Origin of the sequence: Dethiosulfatarculus sandiegensis (assembly GCF_000931935.2) — a bacterium.
Lineage (GTDB): Bacteria > Desulfobacterota > Desulfarculia > Desulfarculales > Desulfarculaceae > Dethiosulfatarculus > Dethiosulfatarculus sandiegensis.
On sequence record NZ_AZAC01000010.1, the window covers coordinates 189,302 to 214,177 of the forward strand.

A 24,876-nucleotide genomic window follows, 5' to 3' on the forward strand; every position below is an offset into this window, starting at 1 on the left:
TGAATTTAACCTACTCTATATTTCATTTGGATTGTTGGCAATCATATAACGCAAAATATAAAATCACGGCCAGATTATCATCTGCCTGAATAAAAGTCATCTTTTCTATTCCCGAGGTCGGATAACTGTAAATAATGAAACAATGTTTTATTTTCAGGATTAGGAAAATATTGGCGACGCCATGGCCGTTAAACTGTAAAAAGCTGCATTAAGACCTAAAAAATTTGTATTTTTAATAGGTTAAAACTTGGCTTCAAGGCCTTTTATGGGCTACAAATGTATTTCCAGATTGAGCCGCTTCTTATTTTTGTAAAGCAAGAGTTCTTCTTTGAGTGACCCCCAAAATGGATGGTTCCTATCCCACACTGCCTCTTCTATTGCGTTTTTTTTGTTTGGAAAATAGTTTTTTAAAATTGTCGCGCAATTTACCCGGTTAATAGTTTGGCGGTCAGTTATGCCGAGCTCATATATCCATATTTTTTCCGTATTTTCCGCCAGAAGATTCAAAAGGGGCCTTACCCGGGTGATAAGCGGGATGACCGGGCATAAAAGGGCCGTGGTTCTTATTCCCGCCTTTTTTAGTTCAGCCAGAGCCCGAACCCTTGTCTTGGTGGGAATGGTGTTGGCCTCAAATAGTTTTCTTTGCCGTTCATTTGTAAAGGCAACAGATATGCCCACAGACGCTTCCGGCATTTGGCCGAGCAGGTCCAGATCTCTTAAAAACAGGTCTGATTTGGTCAGGATGCTTGCGGTAAAGTCTTTTTCCAAAAGCAGGCTCAACACTTTTCGAGTCTCAAGGCACATTGCTTCGCAGGGTTGGTATGGGTCTGAAAAATAACCAAGGTAGATTCTTTGGGGCTGAATTCCGTTCAGTTCGCGGGCAAGTTGTCCGGTTATGTCCCGGTGTTTTTGGATATGGTTTTGCCAGTCGGTTTCAGCCTGATTAAGGGCGTAGCAATAACGGCACAGGTGGGCGCACCCCACATAAGGGTCGATCTGAAAGTTATGGCCGGGAAGACTGCACCGGGTAAGCACCGGTCGTTCGGAGCAGATACTAAGCTTCATAATTTTCCCCTGGTTTTGGGGAGGTTATGTCTTAAGCAGCCTTGACCCAGTCGATCAGCCAGTCTGTCCACTCATCAAGGCCCTGGCCTGTTTTGCAGGAAATCTCAAATATTTTCTGGTTTGGATTGAGCTTGAGCGCGGTCTGGCGGATGCGGTTTAAGTCCACATCCAGATAAGGGGCCAGATCCATCTTATTTATTAAAAGCGCTCCGGCCTTTTGGAAGAGCTGGGGATATTTGGCCGGTTTATCGTCACCTTCGGTCAGGGAGAGCACCGCCACCTTGAGGTCTTCCCCCAGGTCAAAATCAACCGGGCAGACCAGGTTGCCAACATTTTCAATTATCAGCAGATCCAGGTTTTCCAGGTCAAAGGCTTCCAGGGCCTTTTGAATCATCGGCGCATCCAGATGGCAGCCTCCCATGGTCTCGATCTGAAGCGCCTTGACCCCGCAGGCAGCCACCCTTTGGGCATCTTCCTGGGTTTGGATATCTCCTTCTATAACCGCAATCTTGAGATTTTTGGTGAGGTTGGCCAGGGATTTTTCCAGAATAGAGGTCTTGCCCGCCCCCGGACTGGAGATGAGGTTTATGGATTTCACTCCGGCCCGGGCGAGTTTTCCGCGGTTGGTTTGGGCAAGGTCCTGGTTCGCCTTCAGCACCGGTTGGGAGAGATCTATTCGTTCCATTTCAAATTCCTTGCTAAGAGGGGGCCTCATCCACCTCTATATAATCCACCATAAGCTCCTGGCCCTTGTCCACCTCCACCCGGTCTGAAGAACAATAGGGGCAGGTGAATACCGGCTCGGAAAAACTTATCTCTTTCTTACAATCAAGGCAGCGTCCGCTGACAGGCACTTTTTTTATCTCAAGCACCGCCTGGGCCGCTTCTGTATCCTCTTTGACCAGGTCAAAACAAAAGATAAGCGAATCCGGCGCTACATGTGTAAAAGCGCCCATGCTTATGCCAATCTTTGCTATTCTGGCCGCCTGGTTGCTCCTGGCCACCTGGACCACCATGTCCAAAAGTGACTGAGCCAGGGATAATTCGTGCATAACTGGTTCTTTTCAGTAATTAACCGGTTACCTTGGTTACAATAAGGATATTGTATCCAAAGGTGTATCGCCGGGCCAGATACGGTTTCCAGGTTTGGGGCAAAATTCGTCTGAAAACTAACACGTATGCCGGTAAAGGGTCAAATTGCGGTGTGTTGGCATGCATGTTGGGGTCTGGTAAAATCGGCAGATGGGAGTGTACTTATCGGCATTGCGCTGCTTTTTTGGAGGCTGTTCCCGATATTGCCTCCTCACTCGGAGGTCTGATTGTCCACCCGCAAACCCCGCAAAAAAAAGAAATCCGCCTGGAAAGTCATCAAGAAGATCTTTTTGTGGACCGGTCTTTTGGTCTTGATGGTGGGCGCCTTGGCCGGCGGCGTGGGTCTGGGCGCCTTGTATTGGATGAGTCAAGGCCTGCCCCGCATTGAGCGTTTGGCAGACTACCGTCCCCCGGCCGTTACCCAGGTCTTGGCCAGAGACGGAAGCCTGATGGTGGAGTATTTTCATCAGCGTCGTTATGTGGTCCCCATCAGCGAAATACCGCCCCTGGTCTGCAAGGCCTTTGTTTCGGCGGAAGACGGCAATTTCTATAACCATCCCGGGGTGGATGTCTGGGGTATTGCCCGGGCCTTTTATGTGAACTTCAAGGCCGGGCGCACAGTGCAGGGGGCCAGCACCATTACCCAGCAGGTGGCCAAGATGCTTCTGCTCACCCCTAAACGCACCTGGGAACGCAAAATAAAAGAGGCCATTCTTGCTTATCGCATGGAGAAATATCTCAGCAAGGATGAGATCCTTTACCTTTATCTGAACCATATTTACCTGGGGCACGGCGCTCACGGTATTGAAGCCGCGGCCCAGATTTATTTCGGAAAACACAGCCGCAACCTTAACCTGGCCGAGGCCGCTTTACTGGCCGGGTTGGTAAAGGCCCCCTCCCGTTACAGCCCGATCAGGCACCCCCGCCGAGCCAGGACCAGGCAGGAATATGTCATCACCCGCATGGTTGAAGAGTCTTATCTGACCAGTGAGGAGGCTAAAGCCGCCCTCAACCAGAACCTGGATATACGCATCCATAAAAAAGACAGGGTGGATGCCCCTTATTATCAGGAATATGTGCGCCAGTGGCTGGAAGACAAATTCGGGCGCACCCAGTTATATGAGGGTGGCCTCACTGTGATAACTGCCTGTGATCCCGCACTGACCAGCTATGGCCAGGTAGCCATAGCCAAGGGATTGGAAGACTTGACCAAACGTCAAGGCTTCCGTGGCCCCAAAGGCTTTATGAAAAGCGATCAGCTAAGGGAAGTAATAGAGCGCCCCATTCTGCCAGCCGGTCTGGAAGCCGGCCAGGAGGTGAGCGCTGTCGTGACCACGGTCTCACCCGATGAAGAGCAGGTCTCTTTTCGCATGGGCAATGCCCGGGGACTCTTGGACCCGGTGGACGCCAAATGGGTGAGAAAAGGCAGAAAAAGCCCGGGACTCAAACCCGGCGATATCATGGACGTGCGTTTGGATGCCTTTGACCCCGCCAGGAACCTTTGGCATGTGGGGCTTTGCCCCACACCTTCGGCCCAGGCCGCCATATTGGCCATAGAGGCTGTCACCGGCAGGGTTAGGGTTATGATAGGCGGTCGGGATTTCTGGGAAAGTCAGTATAACCGGGCGGTTCAGGCCCATCGCCAGCCCGGTTCGGCTTTCAAGCCCTTTATTTTTTCCGCGGCCCTGGATCATCCGGTGCAGAAATGGAATTCGGCCACAGTGGTTATGGATTCGCCTGTGGTCTATGAAGACCCGGGCCAGCCCGGGGCCAAGTGGAAGCCCAAAAACTATGAAAACCGGTTTTACGGCCCCACCACCCTGCGCACCGCATTGGAGCATTCCCGAAACGTGGTTACGGTAAAGATCCTCTCAGCCTTGGGTATGGATTACACCATTGACTATATAAAACGTTTTGGCATCCAAAGCCCACTGACTCCCAACCTTTCCTTGGCCTTGGGCACCAGCGGGGTGAGCCTTTTGGAATTGACTCAGGCCTATTCGGTTTTTGTGAACCAGGGGCTCTTGGTGGAGCCGGTATGTGTGGAAAAGGTTATAGATCGCCATGGCCAGGTAATTTTCGAGGCCAAGCCCCATAAAGAACAGGTCATTCCCGAGCAGACCAGCTTTTTGGTCACCCACCTTTTAAGGGGTGTGGTGGAAAACGGCACCGGCCGAAAAATGAAGCAGTTGAATCGGCCTGTGGCAGGCAAGACCGGAACCACAAACGATCTGCGCGACGCCTGGTTCCTGGGCTTTTCCCCTCAGTTGGTTTGCGGGGTCTGGGTGGGGCAGGATGACAACCAGCCCCTGGGGCGGCGCGAAACCGGGGCTAGGGCAGCCGGTCCCATCTGGTTGGAGTTTATGAAGGAGGCTCTCAAGGACCTGCCTCCCATGGATTTTACGGTTCCGGAAGGAGTGGTTTTTGCGAGGATAAATCACGATACCGGTAGGGCCATACCAACCGGTAGTCCGGGCGGTTTTTTCGAGGCCTTTAAGGCGGGAACCGAGCCCGCGCCTCAGGATGCGCCCACGGCTGGTGAAACCACGCCCAGGGCCGAAGATTTTCTGCAGGCGGAGACCTTTGCCCCAGCTCCAACTCCACCGCCCGAGCAGAATTAGCCAGGTTATGGATAGACAAAAATAAACGCCGCTTAACCTGTGCTAAGCGGCGTTTATCTATTCAGCTCCAAGCGGGCTAGAGGTTGCCCAACTCGTCTTTGATGATATGCAGGACAGTGAAGTCCCGTTCCAGGGCCTGGATCAAGGTCTCCATCTTGGATTCGGGCAGATCCGCCACCCTGATGCTTACATGCCTGGTGCCTTCTTCGCACATTTCATAGGAGGTGACAATGCTCACCATCCTGCCGCCATGCTGCCTGATGACATCGGCCACTTCCTTGATGGAGCCGGGCCGGTCTTCCAGCACAAAGGCAAAAAGCACTCCGCCCCTGTAAACACCTGTGATGGTGGTCAAGACCCTGAAAACATCACCCTGGGAAAGGATGCCCACCAGTTTGCCGTCTTCCACCACCGGCAGGCCGGTGACCTTGTGTTCCAGCATGATCACCGCCGCTTTTTCCACTGTGTCGGAGGGTGCGATGGAGATGACCTTGCGGGTCATGATGTCTTTGACCTTGAGTTCGCTCAGCAGGTAGTAAAGCTCATGTACATCAAGGGTGGTGGCTTTACTGGGGCTGGCTTCCTTGAGATCCCGATCGCTCACAATACCGATAACCTCGTCGTCGTCATTGATCACGGGCAAACGGCGGACATTGTTTTCCTTCATGATCTGTGAGGACTTCATTACAGAAGTGTCCGGCTTCACAGTGATGGGATCGGTGGTCATCCAATCCTTGACCAGCATGGGCATTCCTCCCTGGTTGGCAAGAAAGAAGCAAACTGGGAGGCTTTTGAGGTCGCCTCCCTGCAGTCTTGCAAGTTGGTTAATACCAGAATTTACAGAGCGCCCGAAGACGCCGGATTTTTTGACGGTGCAATACCTGTTGCATCCGCTGTTGCAAAATGGCTGTTGCCCTGTTGCAAGCCGCACCGCTTTACCTGTCTATCTGGTGTTTAACGCCGATTTATATAGATCAGGCCTTTAAAGGCTCTTTTCCCAAAAGGACTGCTTTCAAGCAGAGAAGATTAATAAGTGTTGCGTGACTCTTATATCAATCTGTGTCACGTCCTTGCTTCCCGGCTTACTGGAATGAATCACCAATTCCACTCTAACACAGTTGTGGCACAGGTTCCATCAAGATACAATCCATCACTGGTGATTTGTCAAGTTATTTCCTTTTAGTTAACGGCACGTAGCCTCTGCTCGCGGGTGAATGATATATGGGCGGTAAAAACCCCTTGGATATGGGAGCCTTTTTAGGCGACCAAAGCCCTTTAAAAGAAAAAATCAAAGGATTTTCTCCCAGGGAGGGGCAGATCCAGATGGCCGAGGCTGTGACTGATTGCCTTTCCAAGGAAATCCCCCTTTTGGTGGAAGCCGGCACCGGCACCGGTAAAACCCTGGCCTATCTCACTCCTGCCGTGGCCCTGGGGCTGAAGGTGGTGGTGAGCACCGGCACCAAAAATTTACAGGATCAGGTGAACAATAAGGAGCTGCCCCTTTTAAGGAACTGCGTCAAGCCGGACCTGCGCTGGGCGGTTTTAAAGGGGCGGGCAAATTACCTTTGCCTGCGCCGTTATGAGGCTTTGGCCGCCCAACCCGAACTTGCGCTGGCCGGAGGGGACAAGGGCCTTGAAATGCTTGAGACCTGGGTCAAGGAGACCAGGACCGGAGACCTGGACCAGGTGCGGGGCAAAGGTCTTACCAGCCAGCTCATAAGCGAGATCACCTCCAATTCCGAGCAGTGCCTGGGCGGACGCTGTCCGCGCAGGGAATCCTGTTTTTTAATGGAGGCCAGGAAAAAGGCGGCCGAGGCGGACATTGTGGTGGTGAATCACCATCTTTTCCTGGCGGATCTGAAGCTCAAGTCAGAGGGCCATGGCGAGGCCCTGCCCAGGTATCAGGCGGTTGTTTTTGATGAGGCCCACCTTATGGCCGATGTGGCCACCCAGGTCTTTGGGGTGAGTGTTTCCAGAAGGCGTTTGTCTGTTCTGCTGCGCGATCTGGGCAAAGAGGCCGGGCAGAGCGCTGCCGTGATGCAGGCCGGCGCCGCCTGTGAAAAGGCCGGGGCCGGACTTTTTGCCAAGCTTTTAAGCTTGGCCGCTCCGGCCGGAACCATGGCCCTGACCAGCAAACATTTGGAAAAGTTGGCCCCTCAAGGGGAGAAATTGAGCCAGGCCCTGGAAGGGCTCATAACCACCTTGGGCGGCAATGAAGAACAAGAGGCCCTGGCCGAAAGGGCAAAGTCCATAGTCCATGATTTAAAGGCCGTGGCCCAGCCTGTTGCCGGTTTTACCGTGGCCTGGGCCCAGGCGCGGGGCAAGGGCGTGGCCCTTAATCTCTCCCCGGTGGAGGTAGGCCCCCATCTGGAGGCCGCGCTTTACCAGGAATACGGAGCCCTGGTCTTTACCAGCGCCACCTTGGCCCCGGCCGGAGACCTGGAGCCGGCCCGGGCCAGGCTGGGCTTGCCCTATGAAAGCAAAAAGCTGGTGGTTGCCTCGCCCTTTGATCCGGCTCATCAGTCACTGCTTTATGTTCCCAAGACCATGCCCCCGCCCCAGGCCCGCAATTTTGTGCAGGAAGTTGCCAAGGAAGTGGAGTCCCTGCTCGAACTTAGCGGGGGCCGGGCCTTTGTGCTTTTCACCTCTTATAGAAACCTGGAGGCGGTGAGCAGGCTTTTGATTCCGGAGCTGCCTTATCATTGCCTGGTGCAGGGACAAGCCCCCAGGACCAGTCTTTTGGAGAAGTTTGTAAAGAAATCCCCCAGTGTGCTCTTTGCCACATCCAGTTTTTGGCAGGGAGTGGATGTGCCGGGAGAGGAGCTCTCGGCCGTGATAGTGGACAAACTGCCTTTTTCTCCGCCGGATGATCCCTTGGTGGCGGCGCGCATGGAAAAGCTGGAGCAGGACGGCAAGAGCGGTTTTGCCCATCTCATGGTTCCCGAGGCCATACTCACCCTGCGTCAGGGCCTGGGGAGGCTGTTGCGCACCGCGGAGGACAGGGGGCTTTTGGCTGTGCTGGATGTGCGCTTATTTACCAAGGGCTATGGCAGAAGGTTTCTAAAGGCCCTGGAACCCATTCCCCACACCAGAAAGATTGAGGATGTAAAGGCATTCTTTAATCAGGAAAAAACAGCCGGCTAGCAGAGATGGCAAAAGGCCTTTATCTGATCCCGCAGGCCGATCCTATAGGGAGAGGGACAAGGCCCCCAGCCAGGCCAGGATAAAAGGAGCGGCCATGGCCCATACCACCTTGCGGGGATGGATTGCATGTAGATTGGCAATTGCCGCCACCATAATGACCAGGTTCCATATCATCCCCAACTGCCTGCCGATAAACGGCAGGGCGAATAAGGGGAATACCGCCAGGCTGTAAAAAACCGCTCCCACTGTGGAACCCAGGCTTTTCAAAGGACGCCAGAGAAAAAGATGCAGTATAAGAGCCTCTAAGCCTAGAAGCAAAACCAGGTTAAGGGCTCCGGTCAAACTCTGGGCGCAAAAGGTGTTAAGAGTAATCCTGCCGCTTAAAAAATTCCCCATATTCAGAAAAAAAGAGGCAAAAAAAGAGGCGGGCAGGGCAAAGGCCAGGCCTTTTTTCCAGGTTGGACGGGAAGGGCCTGAAAATGATTTCCCTGGATGAAAAAGGATCTGCCTGATGGTGCGCAAAAACGCGCCTGCATCCATGCGCCCTTCCCAGGGCAGGGGATGGTTCCCGGGATCTACCCTGTCTTTTGGGGAGCCGCCTGGGTATTGGCTGGGGTTTATTTTTGTATAAAGGTTTTGCGGGGCGTTAATCATATGTTGGTTAACCGGTTCGGACCAGTTTGGGGGCTTTAGTAGCTCATCATTGATTTTTGGGCGGCCAAAAAGCCCAGCAATGCTCCGGCTCCGGTGAATATGATCACAGCCAACACCAACAGGAAAATAATGATAAAGGGCAACAGGTTGGCCATAAAGGCCCTGAAGCGGGTGGTTTCATGCACCACAGCCAAACCGTTTACCAGGATTACCATGCCCCAGACCAAACTTATGATCACACCTACATATGGCAATAGAAAGAAGATGGAACTGGCGTTGCCATAGCAGACTACTCGGAAGGTGGCCAGGAATCCGTTTTTGGTGCCTCTCAAGATAAAGAGCATGAAATGGATCACGGCCGTTCCCACAAATAAGCCTATGATCACAAGAAAAGGGGTGAAAAGCAGATTCACGAGATGGCTTTGAGCCTGGTTTCCCAGAAAATTCCAGAATAACTGAAAAGAACCTCCCAAGGTGCCGAGAATAAGGGCAAAGCTGATCGGCCAGGCCAGGCGTTCGGCAGCGGGTGCGCTGAAGGTTTCGGAAGGCTTGAAAAGCACCTGTTTTATGGTGCGGAAAAAGGCGCCAAGATAATTGTCCTGGTTCTCCCAGGCAGGCCCCTCAGGTGTTGGTCCCGCGGTTTCTTGGGTTTCAGGACGAGCAGGTGTGTCCTGAAAATTTGCTTCGGCTTCTTGGGGAATCGGGGGTGTTTCCGGTCTGGAAAAAGAAGTTTGCCAGGCAGGAGATTCAGTGGATTCAGGTTCCCACGCTTTCGTGTTTTGCGATATAGACTCATCTTCGCCTTGGGGAAGATCCAATAGAGCAGAGCACTCCGGACAGCGGATTATATTTGGGTCATCCGTTTTGGGGGCTTGGGTTGTCTCAATGGAAGCACCGCAAAATGGGCAAACCTGGATCACTTTTTTTCCTCCCCACGGTTTAATGATTTAAGCCGAGACCATCTTTTAAGAAAGCCGTGCACTCCACCGGTGATCTTTTCTTCCCTGGCCGCTTCCTCTATCTGCATGGTCTTGTGCCCGCTGCCTTTGGAAACAGCCTGTTTCAGGCATTCCACCCTGTGGGTGCAATCCCAACACTCGTCAGGGACCTGGCGCATCTTATTTTCCCCTTTGGGAAAGACTTTTTCCAGCACCCCATAACATTCCGGTTTTGTATTGCTTTTTTGGTCTTGGCTCAATTGATCCGCCTCCGATATTAAGTGGCAGGATATGCCCTGAGAACGGCCAGGTCAAGAGTGGGAGTATTGATTAGCTGAATAATTGGGTATAAAGGGGCAGTTACCATTCCGGGAGGTTGCTTGCCAGGGAATAATATACTCAAATAGGAAAAATGAAAGAGGTTGTATCCAAAGTATTCTTGAATTGATTTACTGAGATATGGGTCAATGAAACCAATATAGATAGCAATGTAATTTTAGACAAATCACTAATGACTATTACCGACAGGCGATATGCGTTACTAACTTCATTGAAAAGTAAAACTTTGGTTTTGCAAGCCGGAAAAGGCCTGTATGGCCTTTTCCGGCTTTGGTTGAAAAAGTCATACTATTTTGAAGATAACAAATATAAAAGCAATGAAAAAAGGACTATAGGTGCTAGGATGGAAGAGAGAAGAGCTAAGAAAGTTTTAGCCCTGGTTGATTGATGAGCAGCAGCTGTGCCGTTAACAAGAATAGTAAAATTCCATATGAGCCCTACTAGATTACCGATTAATGGAATTAAGTTAAATATAAAAATAGTTGAAGAGTAAGCAGTAATTCGTATGGTGGCTTTAATACCATTTCCCCCTGCTCCGAATGTTTTTAAAAAGAGATGTATGTATGCACCTCCGATAATTAAAGATAATGGGCTTATCAGTAAACCCAGCCCATAGATGAGAATTATATAGCTGGTTTCAAGATACTGGAAATATGGGGAATAAAGAAAATCAATAGCTAAACCAAAAAGAAGGCACAGGAAAAAAAACCAAAAAAACCGTACACTGGATCCATGGTAAGGACGGATAAATGTTAAATAGGGTTTAAAAAGAGATTGAAACGTGGTTTTGAAAAAGGCTGTAAAAAAATTACCGTTTTCTTCCCAGGCTGGACCTTCAGGAGTTTCTAAGTGTTTGAAATTTTCCAAAGGTTGTGAATATTCATTATCTTTATCATGATTGTTGGGTTGCGGTTCGAAACTATTGTTCTGAGGATTAGTTTCAACTTGTTCATTAGCCAATTTATCTGGTTGCATACTTTGAGAGTCAAAGGTGCTTTCCAGTTCCGCTTTGCAATTCGGGCAACTTGTAACAGGTTCGTTTTCTGAAATGGTGATGCGGTGCCCGCAATAAGGGCAAAATTTTTTTTGCATAGTTTGCTCCCGCCTTTCAAAGGGTTCTCAATGTTTAATTAAACTTAAAAATCCAATTGATAAAATCAAGAGAAAAAGGCCAACCAAATTGGCACAAATAATTGCCAAAAAAGTTCTTGGTTTAGCAGTCTGGTGAGTGGCAGCCAGACTGTTGGTCGACATGATAATATGCCATATAACAAAAATCAGATATCCTACCATCGGTACGATATAAATAATACAGAGGGCTGTAGAATATAAAGTTACTCTTATGGTTGATTTAACCCCGTTTGCACCAGCCTTGAATAATTTTAGAAATAAATGAAGGTACAAGCCGTAAAGAATAAGTATTATAGATCCAAGAATTATCGTAATTAAGGAAATTGCAGCAAATGAAACGAAATCTCTATGAATGGCAAAAATAGTAAAAGGAATGATTAGAAGGAAAATTGAAAAGACTAAATAAAATAAAACAGGTTTTTTTAAAGAACCTTTAAATGGTTCTTTAAATGTATCATAGGGTACGAAAAGTACCTGCCCAATGGTGCGGAAAAAGGAGTTAAATCGATTGCCTTTTTCTTCCCAGGCAGGTTTGTGAGGCTTTGGAGAGGTTTTAAGGCGACTTTTGGGCGGGGAGTATCTGGGACGGCTGGTAGCACAGGTTGGATGAGTATTTAAAGGCAACATTTCAGCAATAGATTGAATTTGTTTAGAGCCTTTCTCGGGTTGCTTGGAAGGGGGTGGAGTTGTTGAGAGTTTAATTTTTGCCTTGCAAACGGGACAATATACCGTGCCATCTTTTTCAATAGGCGTAAAGCGGGCCCCACAAAAAGAACAAAAAGACTTAGACATCAAATTTATCAACCCTTTTAAATTTCTTGTGCTTGGATCTGTTTTTGTATATTTTTCAAAATAGAATGTAATTGATCAGGATCACTAAGGATTAGGTCACATACAAAACCAGCTATGGCAACTGGTATTAAAATTAAAACCGAATAACCTAAAATGACTCTCCATCGTTCCGTTCCATGGACTATAGCCAGACCGTTTACCAAAATGAAAAAATACCAAATACCTGCGATAATTATCCCTGTTTTCGGAATGATACAAAAAATACCGCCAGCATGAGAATAGCATTCAACTCTATAGGTTTCCCAGAATCCATTTTTGGTTCCTCGCACAATGAATAGTAAGAAATGGTTAAAGGCAGCTGATAAATACAACGCAGCAGAAGAAAGTATAATTTGAAAAACAAGATAAGTATTGTTTATATGATAGATTTCTGAAAAATAAATTGAAAATATAGCTACTATTTGCCAAGTAAGAGCAAAAAAAGTAGCTTGCAATTTTCCTTTATCAGCAGGCGCTGAAAAGGTTTTTGAAGGCATAAACAAAAATCTAAAAGTCGTTTTGAAAAAAGAAATGATTCCTCGGTTGTTAGGCACCCAGACAGGATTCTCAGCTTCTTTAGTGAAATGTTTGCTTTTGATCTTTGTTTTTTGGCATTGGGTTGGTTTTGAATTTTTATTACAAATGATGTCTGAGTTAGAATTTAGAGAAGGTTCAATGTCGAACATCCCTAATGCTCCGTTGCATATAGGGCATATGACTGTTTCCTGAATAGTGCTTTCATCTTTTTGTAAATCAATTACGTTAGCGCCGCAAAACGGGCAGATCCGTTTCATGCTTACGACCATAGTTAATTTAAAAGTTACATTCAAAACTTATATTAATTTAGTATTTGTTTCATATAATAGAGTAACAATATGTTGATAATAAATGATAAAAAACTGAAACAAAAAGCTACAAATGTATCCATGTTGTGAACTTTTGCCAATCCTCTGGTTTCTATTACAAATTTCCAGATAATAGAGATGGCAAATAAGAAATAACTAAAACAAAAGAGATAGGCAGCCCAGGAAAATCCAATTACTTTAAATGAATTCCAGTAGCCATTATTTTTAGCCCTAAATAGCAAAATTAGTAGATGAGTAATAGATGATTGAATATGCAAAATAACTGGAGAGATTACCGAAAAAAACAATAGAGTAGCTATTTTTTGAGGTTTCAACCTTTCTTCTGTAAACCCAAACAATATTTCTAATAATAAGATAATAAAAATGCAAAAAATCGAAAAATAAATAGTAGCAATCACGCTTTTGTTGTCCATATATTTGAAAAAATAGGACGGTTTAAATAAAATTTGCACAATCCATAAAAAGGCTTTTTCAACGGGGCTACTGATAGTGTCATCAGCTTCTTCTTGGGCTTTCTTTCTCTCTAATTCTTCAGCTATTTCCTTTTTTGCTTCTCTGTTAGAAATCGGGTCATACGGTGTTTGTTCTGCTTTCCCAGGTAATAACTGTCCGAGATGCAATTTTGCCTTACAGCGAGGGCAAAGGTATATACCGGGTTGTTTTGTGCTCAGAGCCTCTTCCGGCTCAAATGAAATCTGGCAATAAGGACAAAATTGAATTGTCAATTAATTCCCCCAGAAAAATTCAACCCTGTTGAGCTTTTGAAAACTGCATATCAATTAAACCGTATTTTACTATTTCAAATAAGTTGTCCTCTAAGCCTTAAAAAATTTTCAAGATAACTGGATATAAAGTATCTGATTACAATGAAAATTCCAAAATCTATAAATGTTATAAATGAGGCCTTGACTTTACTTATTTTATGTACTTCAGAGAGGCCTAGTATTTGAAGGATCATTGACCAGATAAAGATAGGATATTCAAGGACAGGTATTATTAAAAAGATTCTGGGAGCTTGTTCAAAGCAAAGAATTTTTGCTGTGGACCAAAACCTTGGGTTCCCTCTTAAAAAGTAATATATTAGGGAATGAACTATACTTGCCCTTAGAAAAGTAATTATTGTATAAGTATAAATATTAAACCATAATGGTGGTGATAGGTTGGCGCTAGGTAGATAATTAAATACAAAAAAACAAATATAGTCTAGGATGTATCCTATTACATAAAGTAATATTAAAAAAGAAATTGCAGATTTCTTATTGATTTCTTCAGAATTTTTAAAAAAAGAGACAGGTTTAATAAGTATCAACTTTAAGTAATCTATAAGATCCTCGATGTGATTACCAAAAGTTCTATATGATTCATCATTTTGTTTGTCTTCAAGTATATGGTGCTCAGGATTTAATTCTGCTCCACAATCTACACAATAGATTTTTTTATTGAATAGTGATTTCTCAGATTGATTCATTTTAAATAACGCCCCACAAAACGGGCAATGTATCTTGACCAATAGAACTCCTCCTCTCTAAATAAAGTTTAGCAATAAGAACAAAATTGAGTTGCTACTTTGGGCCCCCTCACATTAATTTTTTAATCTATTTTTCCTTTACTTGGCTAACTATTTAGATAAATCAAACTCATAGAAATGGAACTACCATATCAAATTTTTCGAACAGATAGGTCGCCATAAAAAATTTTACTGAAATCAGTAAACCATAATCACTGAATGTAAGAAAAAAGCATTTGCTTTAGTTGTTTTATGTGCTACAGATAATCCGATTGTTTCTATTACAAAGGACCATATTTTGATTATTTTTCCGGAAAATGGTAAAATCAGTAATACCCTTGTAGCTTCTTCAAAGCATAATACTTTGGCAGTAGTCCAGTACTTAATATCTCCCATTTTGAAACCTAATAGTAACGAGTGTATGATTAAGGCTCTTACTAAAATGATTAATGTAAGGTCAGTAAAATCCAGAAGAATTTTATTACATTTTCTTTTTCAATGTCGTCAATGTCTCTAAAAAAGAAAGAGGAGCTAAGTAATATTGATTTTTTATTAATTAAATACTCTTCAATATGACTTCTGATAGATCTGTGAGAGCTGCCAGTTCGAATTTCTTTTTCGACTTTTTTAGGGTATTTCAATCTCAGGGTCAAGTTCAGCACCACAGTTGATGCTAAATATTTTGCTTCCATGCTTAGATATATCTTTTAAATATTGCCCACAGAATGGGCAATAGATTTTTTCATTTGGATATTTTCAACTTTTTTATTGTTTTATTTTTTTACTTTTTTGTTCCCTTCCAAATGATTAGACGCCCAGTATTTGTCTGTGTATATAAAATATATAATTAGCAATTAATATTGCACCAACATTAAATATAATTGTTGGTAAAAAAGACTTGGCTTTGCTGATTTTATGGACCTCAGCCAATCCTATTGTTGTATATATTACGTAACCTATACGAATAACCAGTTGAATATTTGAATACGGAATTAGCATCAATAGAAAACAAGCCTCTTTGAAACATACGACTTTTGAAGTTTCCCAAAAATTTTTATTTAGTCCTCTAAAAATGAATAAAAGTGAATGAATAAATGCGGTTTCTATTAAAATGCCTATGGGAATTAATATTATATAAAACCATAAATTTGTTGGGCGTACTATTCCGGAATAACCAAAAACATGTGACCATAACGTATTAAGAATTATGCCGATTGTCATTATGAGCATAGCGAACTGTATCGCGACATTTTTATTAATTTTGTTTACTGTTTTAAAAAATGAGATTGGATGAAAAAGAATTGGTTTTACCAGCTCCAGCCGCGTAGCAATTTTGTTGCCAATAGTTTCGTCTGGATCCTCTTTAAAAAAGGTCTCTTCTTCTTTAGCGTTTGAAGTTTTGGGTGTTTCTGTAACAAGAACTACCTCACCACCACAATCCGGGCAATAGACTTCCTCTTGGTTTTCAGTTAATCCATTCTTATCTATTTGAAAGGCAGATCCACAGAAAGGACAAACCAGATCCATTTTTTCCCCCACATGTTGTTTTATTCAGAGTTGCATCACTTTTTACTAAGACGTGAGACTTTCAGTTTTATTTCATGGTTTAAGTTTTTTAGAGATACACATATATCATTGATAATTAGATATCTGTAATTAACTCAAATTATCAACAAGTTAGCCGATAAACTCAAAAAATGAACATAGACTTTTAAACTTAAAACGTCAAGTCAATGATTGATTTAAACCTAAGGCAGGTAAGCCGCCCGGAGTAGTTGTTTATATTCCGAGCGGCTTTTAATTGGATCAGTTTTCAGGGAAGTCGGTTTGATCTTTTTCAAGTATTATTTTAGCTATATCCACCATTTTTTGGTTTTGGTTACGGCTTAGATTTCTTAACCAGGTCATGGCCCGATTTTCTCCATACATTTTCTCTCTCATAATCACCCATTTGGCCCGTTCTATCATTCTCCTTTCCTCCAGATATCGGTTGGATTTTTCCAATTCGCCCAAGAGATTCCATATACGGCGATGATTGGCCAAGGCCACCTGCAATGAAGCATCAAGAGCCGCCGGGCTTGACGGAGTCAGGCAAAGGCCCAGCGCCTGGCTGAGACTGAGGATGGCCGGGTCCAGGCTTTCCGGTTTTTCAGCCAAAATTAAAACACCAGTCTCATTGGCCTTAAAAAGAGCGGCTGTTTTAAGGTTTTGGGCCTGGTTTTGACTGTTCAAATCCCAGATGACCATTGCACCTGACCCCAACACTTCCGTGGGTATTTCCTGGTCAATTGGCCAATAGACCACTGCCTGGGGCATATTTTTTAATACGCTGTCCAAAAGGTCGTGCAGGGGAGCGTCTTTATCCTGCAACACAAATATCAACTCGGTTTCCATGATAAGCCTCCTTTGAAAAGGCTTGTCATGGCAATATCTGGTCCAGAATTTTGTTGATGGAATTTGGTTGTAAAATCAGGCAGAAAAAAGGGGAAGGCATTCATGCCTTCCCCGAGTTTTCGGTAAGTTTAAACCTGAACTACCGAAAGATTAGACCGTCATCTTGAAGTTGCCGGCAAAAGCCTGCCGGGAAACCCAAAGACGGATCGATCTGTTGTTTTTCAGGTCCTGCGATTCAATACATACCAGGCCAGGGAATGGAGCAGGGCAAGGTGTTGGTTGTCTTTTTGGGATGCAAGAACCCATTGTAAAGACTCCTGGGCCTTGATGGCGTGTTCAGTTGCCTTTTGATAGGTGATATCAACACCGCCATTATCCCGCACCAGGGCCTTGGCCTCTTCCAGGACTTCCGTCTGGGTCTTGCCCAGTTCCGTCAGTTCCAGAAGTCTTTGCGAAACCTCTTTGGGCGCGTTATCCCGCACATGAATAAAGGGCAGGGTTATTTTACCTTCGGCCAGGTCGTGCCCCACAGGCTTGCCGAATTCGTGTTCAGTGCCCACATAGTCCAGGGCGTCGTCTATCATCTGGAAAGCAAGCCCCAGTTCCATGCCATAGTTGTAAAATGCCTGAATCAGATCCTGGTCCGCCTTGGCGTAAATAGCGCCCATCTGGCAGGAGGCAGCCAACAACACAGCGGTTTTGGCCCGGATGATTTCCAGATAACCTTCCATATCCAGCTTCAGGTCACCTGTGTGCAACAGTTCCAGCACCTGGCCTTCGGCCATATAGGTTGTGCAGTCGGTGAGCGCCTTGACAAAGCTCGGTATGCCGGTGTCGGCAGCCAGGGAATAACTCTTGGAAAACAGGAAATCACCTACCAGGATGACCGCGTCGTTGCCGTATTTGGTGCGTGCGGCCGGGCGTCCCCTGCGCAGGCCTGCTTCATCCACCACATCGTCGTGCAAAAGGGTGGCTGCATGCAGGAATTCAAAAATAGAGGCCAGGGTAGGTTCAGGGCTGTTTCCCCCGGCTGCGTGGGCGGCCAGCAAGAAGAGCACCGGCCTTAAGCGTTTACCCCCGCTGAAGATGATGTAGTCGCTGACCTGTTCAATATAGGATACGTGGGATTTGAGGTTGTCCGCCAGAGCCTGGTCGGCAGGCTGGGCCATCTTTAAAACCCCGGCTTTTATTTCATCCAGGCTCATGGTGGTGCTCAACCCGGCGGCTGAGGTCTGATCTTGTGTGGTCACTTGTCTTCCTTTTACATTACGATACAGTGTAACAACCGGCGAATCCTTGCTCCGGCAGCCCGGAAAGGTGCGGTGGTTGACTCTTGGCGCGTGCGAATGCCTGGGGCGAATAGGGTAGTCCACCCCTTATAAGTGAATTACTTGCATCCTCAAATATATCAGACCACAGTGGTTGTCAAATGGACAACCCCCCACTTGAAAAATGAACCCGGTTTTTTCTTTAAAAGTAAACCAAAAGACCTTTTGGGGAGGTTTTTTAACCTAGTTCAGGCAGGGGTAGGGTGGTGAAGGTCCGGTTAGGTTGTAGAGATGAGCTTGATTCGGCTGCCGTCTTTAAAATTTTAAAAAAACAGCCGAGCGGCTGATCGGGAAGTTGGAAAACCTGGCCCGGAAGATTTTGCTCACCTTGCCGGGTGGCTTGTTGTGGTCCCTGCTTTGCGAAAATTAGGCCGCCCGGTGCGTAATTGAGTTTATCTCCGCCGGATATAAAAGTAAAATCCCTCCCTGGATTTTCCCCTTTCAATCCTAGTTGGGATGGGCCAGGGCCAGGGTGTTGTAAATAAGCGGATAGCTCTCAACTGATTTACGGTTGTTGAAAAGCATAAGCGCAGCCATGCTGACCTTGGGAAGTCTGGGGCGCAGGCTCTCATAAACCCCGCAGGACAAACTAGAGATCTCAGCTGTTTCTCTCTCTGAGGCCAAACGCATTTGCAGATACTGGGCCAATATGGAGGGGCTGGGCTGGGCCAGGCTGGCCTGTACGGCGCGGTATTTTTCTTCCGGGTCAGGGGTTGAGATTTGATGTTGCAAGAGCATGATTTCCTCCGGTTAGCTTGGTTAACCTAATGCTCTAGCAAAAACCGGGCCTGATCGGAAAAACCACTAAATATAAAATAATAATAAGGTGTTATATCTATTGTGCAGTTTTGAGCCCTTTGGGTGGGGTAATACTTTCTTCCCTTCAACCGGCAAAAAACGTCATCTCCGCACTACCTCAACCGCAAAATCAATGCTAATATAGACCACCGTAAGAAAAGCCTGGGTGGTGGAATTGGTAGACACAGGGGACTTAAAATCCCCAGGTCGTTAGGCCGTGCGGGTTCGAGTCCCGCCCTAGGCACCAAACTGGTTATAAGTAGTTGAAAACACTACATTGCTAGACAGGCTCCGTCTCGGTTTGCGGCTTTTCCATGAAGGTCGTCCAAATTTGGAGGCCGGAGCTTGTATAATTTCAGCCGTTCGCCCTCATACCTCACCAAGTACAATCATGTTCTTTACTTTCGTATAGTGATACCTACTGAGCTGCGCCCAAAGTTGAGGCAGTCAGAGTTCAGGATGAGCCTTAAGACCGCCTACTTGCGCGTTGCCCGCCCTGCCGCTACAAGACTAGGCGTGGCTGCTAAGTCGATCTTTAAGGAACTGAGACGGGAAAATTCTGCAATGCGAACCATGCCCCCTAAAGAGATTCAAGCCCTGGCGCTTAAGTACCTGCGTGATGTGTTGGAAGATGATGAATTCCAAAGGTTTGCCCCTATTGGTCCGGATGTTCAGTTAAGAACCCGCAATGATGGAAGGCAAAGCCATGTGGTTATATTGAACCGACCTAAGTTCTCAACCGACACCCTGGAGAAAAGAAAAAAGCAGCTGGCAGAGAACAACACCAGCTCAATTGAAGTTCAGGTCAGGCGATACCTGAAGAAAGCCGAGATAAAGGAAGATGAGCTAAACCCCCTGAGCCATGCCCAGCTTTGCAGGGAGTTTTTAAAGGCCGATATCAAACACCTGGAGATAGCAGAGCAACGGAGCAAGGGGAACTATGATTTTGAGGATGACTACTTCAACAGACTAAAATCATTGGGGTATTTGCAGGGAGAAAGACCGGCTGCCTCACAATGCCAGGAGGTGACGCCAGTAAACCCCATAAGCCCTGGACCATCTGAACCCATGCTCTCCGAGGTCATAGACGATTACGTAGCCGAAAAAATAAATGATGGAAAGTGGACTGTTTCCAGTCAGCAAGACTTCACACCAATTCTGAGGCTGTTCCAGGAGGTTATAGGAGATCGCCCGGTTGATCGAATTAACCATGAGGCGGTGAGGGAGTTCAAACGGTTCACCAAGGAGTCTTGCCCTAAAAACAGGAACAAACTAAAGGCTTACAGGAACAAGAGTGTTGCTATCCTGAAAACCCAAAAGGTTCCTGACAAAGACAGGCTTTCCGACAAGAGCATTAATTTCTATTTCTCCACCGTGTCAACCTGCCTGAACTGGATAAAGGACCAGGGGTATAAGCTGCCGGATGGTTTACCCCGTATTTTGAGCCACCAGGTTAAAAAGCTGCCTCATGAGCAAAGGGACTTCTTCACCCAGGAAAACCTGAAGACCATCTTTAACGCTCCTCTCTATCAGGAGGATAAGCACAATAAATCCTACCAGTTCTGGGTTCCGCTTATCGGCCTTTACAGCGGCATGCGGTTGGATGAGATAAGCCAACTGGACCTGAAAGATATCCGCCAGGAAAACGGTGTCTGGGTTTTTGATGTGAACGATAAGGGAAACAAGCATCTTAAGAATCCTTCTTCAAGGCGTTTAATTCCTATTCATGATTTCCTGCTCAATGACTTAAACCTGGTGGGTTATAGAGATTACCTGGCTAAACTTGGGAAAGTTAAAGTGTTTCCTGAACTAAAGCAAAACGGTAGAGGCAGGTTCGGGGCTGCGGTGTCCAGATGGTTCAATGAACGCTTACTTATGACCTTAGGGCTAAAAGATGAGGGGAAACTTTCCTTCCATAGTTTCAGGCACACATTCATAAACACCCTTAAGCTTTTAGACACCGAGGAGCGGAAAGTAAGCCAGGTTGTTGGTCATAAAAAAGAAAGTTCAATGACTTATGATCGCTATGGTAAACCATATCCGCCTGAAATCATTTATCGCGACGTGATACAAATGCTGGATTATGGGGTTGATTTGTCACACCTGAGCAGATCCAAGTTCGTCAGAAGGAATTGAGCCTGAGGGTGGGTTGATTGTAAGAGTTAGTTGCTTGATAACAGTTAAAAAGAGGAGGTATAGAAAAAGCCAAAGGTTGAATGTGCTATCAGTCTGCATGGCTTTTAAATAGCCTTGCCAAGGCCATAACTTAATAAACCCTATGATGAGCTATAGGTAAATACGAAAAACTTCATAGTGGGGCTATGCGTAAGCCTGGTGGGAATTATGGGTTCAATAAAGGGTTTTGGTTTAGCTAAACCATTTAGATCCGTGTGGTTTTTCTATGCCGCTTACAAATAAGGTCTTTTATAGCCAGCAGGAGAGGGTTTAAACAAAAGGGGTAGATGACCCAAGGCACAGGGACAACAAACATGCTGTTAACCGGCAATGCAAACACGGACATAACGTGATCCTTTTTAGCTCTAAACTTCCAGATTTACTTTCTGAGAAGACTTATTGGGCTGCCCCTAGCTGCGCCATTAGTTTTTAAGAATCTTTGCGTGGTGAGCCTATACGGCGCTTTAAACAAGTTTTAGGCTGTAGGGTTGTAAACAAAAAAGCCCCATGCATCCAGGGGCAGGCATTGCCAAGGACACACAGGGCGGTGTGGTTTGACACACTCAATGATTATATATGGTTAAAGCCGTTTAAGGGTGCCAGGGTTCCCAAGTTACCACTCTTAAAACAACTCACTATTTTAAACCGTTATCAACACTCGCCTTTTATGACTACCCTTTGAGATCCACTCTTCACCAAGGAAAGCTTTAATAGGTTTAACTGGGAAGAACCGGGAGGAGGGGAGTTAACATGGTTCCCCCTCTAAGACAGGTGCTTTAAATCTAACTTAAAATATATTTAAATTATATGGATCCCCCCCCTCCCCCCTTAGGTCTTATCTTTAACACAGGTGTTTTAAATGAAGTTTTAAACCTAGTTTTAATTTAAGTTATTATTAAAGATATTCCTCTGGGTAGTTCCCCCTCTTTTAGTTCTAAACTAGTTTTAAATATATTTGAATTATATCTACCCCCCTTTCCCGTTCTACTAAGAATGCAACTTAATTGATTTAGCCGATATATCAACTAGTTATGAGGGTTGAAATGTGACAGCAGGCCTATGTTTGGTTAACTAACTGTTATTAAATGACTTTTATGTTTATCTGTTTAAATTGCTCACTTTGGAGGTGCTGACCCGTAGGGAGGTTTGTTTAACCCCATGGTGAACGGGCTATAAGGCCAAACAGATATCAAAAGAAAAACAAATCGAATAAATCTGAATAGTTACACCTAAATAATAAGGGCGTGTTTCCACCGTGCCTGTGGTGCGGTATGGGGCAGTGTGAGTTATAGCCTTGTAGGCTGATAAACTTAAAGTTCTTTCTTAAGGTTGGCATTTATTGGCTGGGATTTGGGAATTTGGGAACCAGAGTAATCAGCCTACAAGCAAACCTCATCCTCAACAGCGGCTATTTCATCAGCAGTTATGCCAATGTAGCGCCTGGTGATAGCCGGGCTACTGTGACCGAACTTGGCTTGGATCAACTCTAAGGGCACACCCTTTTTCCTGGCATGATAACCCCAGGTCTTCCTAAGGGTGTGAGTTCCACAGTCCTCATTGACACCCGCCTTTTTGCACCAGACTTTAAGCAAGCGCCAGACCTGGACGCTATCGACCGGTTTGGAGGATCTCAGGGATTTAAACAGGTAGGTGTCCCTCTCCGGGTAGTCTGTCTGATTAAGGAACCACTCTAAGGCTTCCCTGGCAGGCTTGTTGATAACGGTCTTCCTTTGCTTCCTGGTTTTCTTCTCCCTGATGGTGAAGGAAGGTTTAACCTGGTACTGCTCGTCTATCACATCACCCACCGTTAAGGCTAGTAGGTCAGAGATCCTTAGGGCGAAGTTAATACCCAGCACAAAGAGCAGGTAATCCCTGGGGTGACCTTCGATCTTGAGCATGGATCTGATTACAGCAATCTTTTTAGGGTCTCGGATAGGCTCTACTGCTCTGGACATTTAGCTTACCTCCACACAATGTTTAAGCCTCATATAGTAGTTTTGTTGTGCGGATTCAAGGTGAAGGTGGAGTGAATGGAGGCGAATGTGGACTAATCATGTAATTACAGTAAGTTGTGTTTTTAACTGGAGCACAAGAAAATATGCATTTTATTGTGTTGTTGAGGTGAGGGGGTTAGCTAATGTTCAGAGCTGCTGGTTACCCGGTGTGGCGGGGTGGGTGAGGACAGCTCAAGGAGAAAGGCTACAAAGACCAGTCAATGGGGTGGGTGCCTTGATTAATCCTGTGCATGATACGTAAAAGCCCTACCGGGGGAAGCGCCAGTAGAAAGCCTAAGCGAATAGGCCTTAAAAAATTTGTGTGGTAAAAATTTGCCCGGCCTTCCGATTTAACAAATAGCTTATGGATTAAATGATACTTAGGAAGTTTTAAAATTTGCTGTGTATTTTTGTGTAGTTAGCTGAGTAAATCGGAATGCCTCGGGGCAAATTTGGCAGGATTAGAGGGTATTCATATAAATTTTGGGTGTGTTTTTATGTTTTTTTAATTTTGGAAGTGCGTAAAGCTAATTAAAACACAGTTCACTAGCAGTCGGGGAAAAAATGAATATTGAAGACTTTGAGAGTTTAATGCGCGCGTTGGCGAAATGGGTGGCTAACGAGACTCTTGATTTAAATCTTATAAACCAACCGGATACGAGAGGCTATGTAAGTCTACAAGAATTTGACTATGAAAATTATCTTGAGACTAACCAACAGCTGAATCAAGATGATTTGCTCTCTGCCGCTAAAAAGTTAGCTGAGATGGAATACTTACAAATATCAGACGCATGCGATACCGACGTGAGGGCAACGAAAACGTGCGTTGCAGATGCTTTCCCCAATGACCAAAAGTACAAAGATTTTCGTCCTGATGAAAGTTTTCTAAATCCACCACAAGCAAACAATGATTCAGGCCTAACCTTCCGTGAAGGGGATATTCTTAAAACGGCTTGTCTCACCACAGGGACTTTTGATCCGAGAGCGTATGCTGATGAAAGAACTTTACGGCGTAAAGACATAAACCAAGTAGTACGTAAATTGTATAGTAAGGGTCTTATAAAACCTTCTAGTATTTCAGGGGGACCTGATTTTTTGGAATTTGGATGTCAAGTCACAGATTTAGGTAGATCAATCTATGCTAAATACAAAGTTAAAAATTCTGAGATTAGGGATAATCTTAAAGGTAATTTTGTAAAGAATTATAAGGAAATTATCTATATTTTGGCTGCAATATTTACTATAATTGCTGGGGTCATAGTTATTTATGAATTTTGTCTTTCTTGAATTATTTTAAACTTGGAATAAAGATAGATTTTGATTTAATTTTAGTATCTGGTACTATTAACACACGTAATTTTTTACATTACCTGCGGCCGATTGGAAACACCAACTGAGATGTTTATCTAGTAAAAATAGCTAGTTGCCGTGATTGGGTTGCGGAATTGTCAATTCCCGCCCTAGGCACCAAGTAAAATCAATTAGTTAGGGAACCTATACGGGTTCCCTTTCTTTTTGACTTTTCGGCTTTGGGCTCCACATGGGCACCACTTGAAAAATATTTCCAGAGTTCTTAAACGCAGCCTTTGCGATATTGGTGAAGGCTGTAGCCATTGTTCAGTGGCGGGTATATGCTCATGCCTGCTAAGAGTTAATCAACTTTGCCTCTTTGACCTGCCCAATCAATAAGCACAGTAATTTGGTATGTTTTTGTTTTTTGCCGGTCAGAAAAGAAAAATCTTTCAGCCGGGTCTTTTGAGCCTCCTCAATCTTTCTCCCCAAGGCCTTAATCAATCCTTTCCCTTTCCAGTAAAGAACACGCACAGGTTTCAGATCTTTTCCCGGCCCCTGGGGTTGTTAGGGTGGCTATATTAAAGAGCCCACAGGGGCGTTTTGAATTTCTTGCAGCAAAAATTATTTAGTTTCAGGATAAATGATGGTTGGGAAAAAGTGACTTGGCTAAAATCCACATATAGTAAAAATGCTGTCTCCTACTCAA

22 protein-coding genes, 1 tRNA gene and 1 pseudogene are annotated in these 24,876 nt (G+C 45.3%); 6 read left to right on the top strand and 18 right to left on the bottom strand.

The window, feature by feature from the left end:
- Positions 1–270: 270 nt before the first annotated feature.
- The 3 genes from X474_RS07510 to hypA are packed head-to-tail and all read right to left on the bottom strand — an operon-like array spanning position 271 to position 2,117.
- Positions 271–1,065: an SPL family radical SAM protein gene (locus tag X474_RS07510; RefSeq protein WP_044347844.1), complete on the bottom strand. Its 795-nt coding sequence runs from the start codon at positions 1,063–1,065 to the stop codon at positions 271–273.
- Between the two features lie 31 nt (positions 1,066–1,096).
- Positions 1,097–1,750 carry a hydrogenase nickel incorporation protein HypB gene (hypB, locus tag X474_RS07515; RefSeq protein ID WP_044347933.1) on the bottom strand — a complete coding sequence of 218 codons (654 nt, stop codon included), beginning with the start codon at positions 1,748–1,750 and terminating at the stop codon, positions 1,097–1,099.
- A 13-nt stretch (positions 1,751–1,763) separates the two neighbouring features.
- Positions 1,764–2,117, bottom strand: a complete 354-nt coding sequence (hypA, locus tag X474_RS07520; protein ID WP_044347845.1) for a hydrogenase maturation nickel metallochaperone HypA — start codon at positions 2,115–2,117, stop codon at positions 1,764–1,766.
- A gap of 267 nt (positions 2,118–2,384) precedes the next feature.
- On the opposite strand from hypA, the gene X474_RS07525 reads away from it, so the two are divergent.
- Positions 2,385–4,778, top strand: coding sequence for a penicillin-binding protein 1A (locus X474_RS07525; RefSeq protein WP_052514978.1), 2,394 nt, complete (start codon positions 2,385–2,387; stop codon positions 4,776–4,778).
- A gap of 76 nt (positions 4,779–4,854) precedes the next feature.
- Here the strand turns inward: X474_RS07525 and X474_RS07530 are convergent, their stop codons facing one another.
- Entirely contained in the window at positions 4,855–5,523 is a 669-nt protein-coding gene (locus X474_RS07530) for a CBS and ACT domain-containing protein (RefSeq protein ID WP_044347846.1), read from the bottom strand.
- A 476-nt stretch (positions 5,524–5,999) separates the two neighbouring features.
- Between X474_RS07530 and yoaA the strand changes: the two genes are divergently transcribed.
- Positions 6,000–7,922, top strand: a complete 1,923-nt coding sequence (yoaA, locus tag X474_RS07535) for a DNA repair helicase YoaA (RefSeq protein WP_044347848.1) — start codon at positions 6,000–6,002, stop codon at positions 7,920–7,922.
- 42 nt (positions 7,923–7,964) lie between these two features.
- Here the strand turns inward: yoaA and X474_RS07540 are convergent, their stop codons facing one another.
- The 13 genes from X474_RS07540 to X474_RS07585 all read right to left on the bottom strand — a co-directional run bounded on the left by X474_RS07540 (position 7,965) and on the right by X474_RS07585 (position 18,648).
- On the bottom strand, positions 7,965–8,462 hold the full coding sequence (locus X474_RS07540; RefSeq protein WP_156360666.1) for a hypothetical protein: 498 nt from the start codon (positions 8,460–8,462) through the stop codon (positions 7,965–7,967).
- Between the two features lie 149 nt (positions 8,463–8,611).
- The gene (locus tag X474_RS07545) at positions 8,612–9,496 is read right to left on the bottom strand and encodes a YIP1 family protein (protein ID WP_197282017.1); all 885 of its coding nucleotides are present in this window, start codon (positions 9,494–9,496) and stop codon (positions 8,612–8,614) included.
- Positions 9,493–9,774: a hypothetical protein gene (locus X474_RS07550; RefSeq protein WP_044347854.1), complete on the bottom strand. Its 282-nt coding sequence runs from the start codon at positions 9,772–9,774 to the stop codon at positions 9,493–9,495. The genes X474_RS07545 and X474_RS07550 overlap by 4 nt, the downstream gene beginning before the upstream one ends.
- 367 nt (positions 9,775–10,141) lie before the next feature.
- Positions 10,142–10,945, bottom strand: coding sequence for a YIP1 family protein (locus tag X474_RS25540; protein ID WP_082464221.1), 804 nt, complete (start codon positions 10,943–10,945; stop codon positions 10,142–10,144).
- A gap of 27 nt (positions 10,946–10,972) precedes the next feature.
- Complete coding sequence (locus X474_RS26055) at positions 10,973–11,776, bottom strand: YIP1 family protein (RefSeq protein WP_156360667.1); 804 nt, start codon at positions 11,774–11,776, stop codon at positions 10,973–10,975.
- Between the two features lie 17 nt (positions 11,777–11,793).
- Complete coding sequence (locus tag X474_RS07555) at positions 11,794–12,609, bottom strand: YIP1 family protein (protein WP_156360668.1); 816 nt, start codon at positions 12,607–12,609, stop codon at positions 11,794–11,796.
- A 44-nt stretch (positions 12,610–12,653) separates the two neighbouring features.
- The gene (locus tag X474_RS07560; RefSeq protein ID WP_044347857.1) at positions 12,654–13,406 is read right to left on the bottom strand and encodes a YIP1 family protein; all 753 of its coding nucleotides are present in this window, start codon (positions 13,404–13,406) and stop codon (positions 12,654–12,656) included.
- A 74-nt stretch (positions 13,407–13,480) separates the two neighbouring features.
- Positions 13,481–14,149 (bottom strand): YIP1 family protein, encoded by a 669-nt coding sequence (locus tag X474_RS07565; RefSeq protein ID WP_156360669.1) that lies wholly within the window; start codon positions 14,147–14,149, stop codon positions 13,481–13,483.
- A gap of 485 nt (positions 14,150–14,634) precedes the next feature.
- On the bottom strand, positions 14,635–14,880 hold the full coding sequence (locus X474_RS26060; protein ID WP_156360670.1) for a hypothetical protein: 246 nt from the start codon (positions 14,878–14,880) through the stop codon (positions 14,635–14,637).
- 115 nt (positions 14,881–14,995) lie between these two features.
- Positions 14,996–15,715 carry an MJ0042-type zinc finger domain-containing protein gene (locus X474_RS07570; protein WP_044347860.1) on the bottom strand — a complete coding sequence of 240 codons (720 nt, stop codon included), beginning with the start codon at positions 15,713–15,715 and terminating at the stop codon, positions 14,996–14,998.
- A gap of 279 nt (positions 15,716–15,994) precedes the next feature.
- The gene (locus X474_RS07575; RefSeq protein WP_052514979.1) at positions 15,995–16,582 is read right to left on the bottom strand and encodes an ANTAR domain-containing response regulator; all 588 of its coding nucleotides are present in this window, start codon (positions 16,580–16,582) and stop codon (positions 15,995–15,997) included.
- A 221-nt stretch (positions 16,583–16,803) separates the two neighbouring features.
- Positions 16,804–17,832, bottom strand: coding sequence for a polyprenyl synthetase family protein (locus X474_RS07580; protein WP_052514980.1), 1,029 nt, complete (start codon positions 17,830–17,832; stop codon positions 16,804–16,806).
- 525 nt (positions 17,833–18,357) lie between these two features.
- Entirely contained in the window at positions 18,358–18,648 is a 291-nt protein-coding gene (locus tag X474_RS07585; protein ID WP_044347862.1) for a hypothetical protein, read from the bottom strand.
- A gap of 220 nt (positions 18,649–18,868) precedes the next feature.
- On the opposite strand from X474_RS07585, the gene X474_RS07590 reads away from it, so the two are divergent.
- The 3 genes and pseudogenes from X474_RS07590 (at position 18,869) to X474_RS07595 (ending at position 20,844) form a co-directional block, all read left to right on the top strand.
- Positions 18,869–18,955 (top strand) — tRNA-Leu (locus tag X474_RS07590).
- 98 nt (positions 18,956–19,053) lie between these two features.
- Positions 19,054–19,248: pseudogene (locus tag X474_RS27215) on the top strand (DUF6538 domain-containing protein); the annotation flags it as partial.
- Positions 19,249–19,272: 24 nt separating this feature from the next.
- On the top strand, positions 19,273–20,844 hold the full coding sequence (locus X474_RS07595; RefSeq protein WP_197282018.1) for a site-specific integrase: 1,572 nt from the start codon (positions 19,273–19,275) through the stop codon (positions 20,842–20,844).
- A gap of 1,418 nt (positions 20,845–22,262) precedes the next feature.
- Here X474_RS07595 and X474_RS07600 read toward each other — a convergent pair.
- The gene (locus X474_RS07600; protein WP_044347864.1) at positions 22,263–22,838 is read right to left on the bottom strand and encodes a tyrosine-type recombinase/integrase; all 576 of its coding nucleotides are present in this window, start codon (positions 22,836–22,838) and stop codon (positions 22,263–22,265) included.
- 603 nt (positions 22,839–23,441) lie between these two features.
- On the opposite strand from X474_RS07600, the gene X474_RS07605 reads away from it, so the two are divergent.
- The gene (locus X474_RS07605) at positions 23,442–24,164 is read left to right on the top strand and encodes a hypothetical protein (protein WP_044347866.1); all 723 of its coding nucleotides are present in this window, start codon (positions 23,442–23,444) and stop codon (positions 24,162–24,164) included.
- Positions 24,165–24,876: the final 712 nt, after the last annotated feature.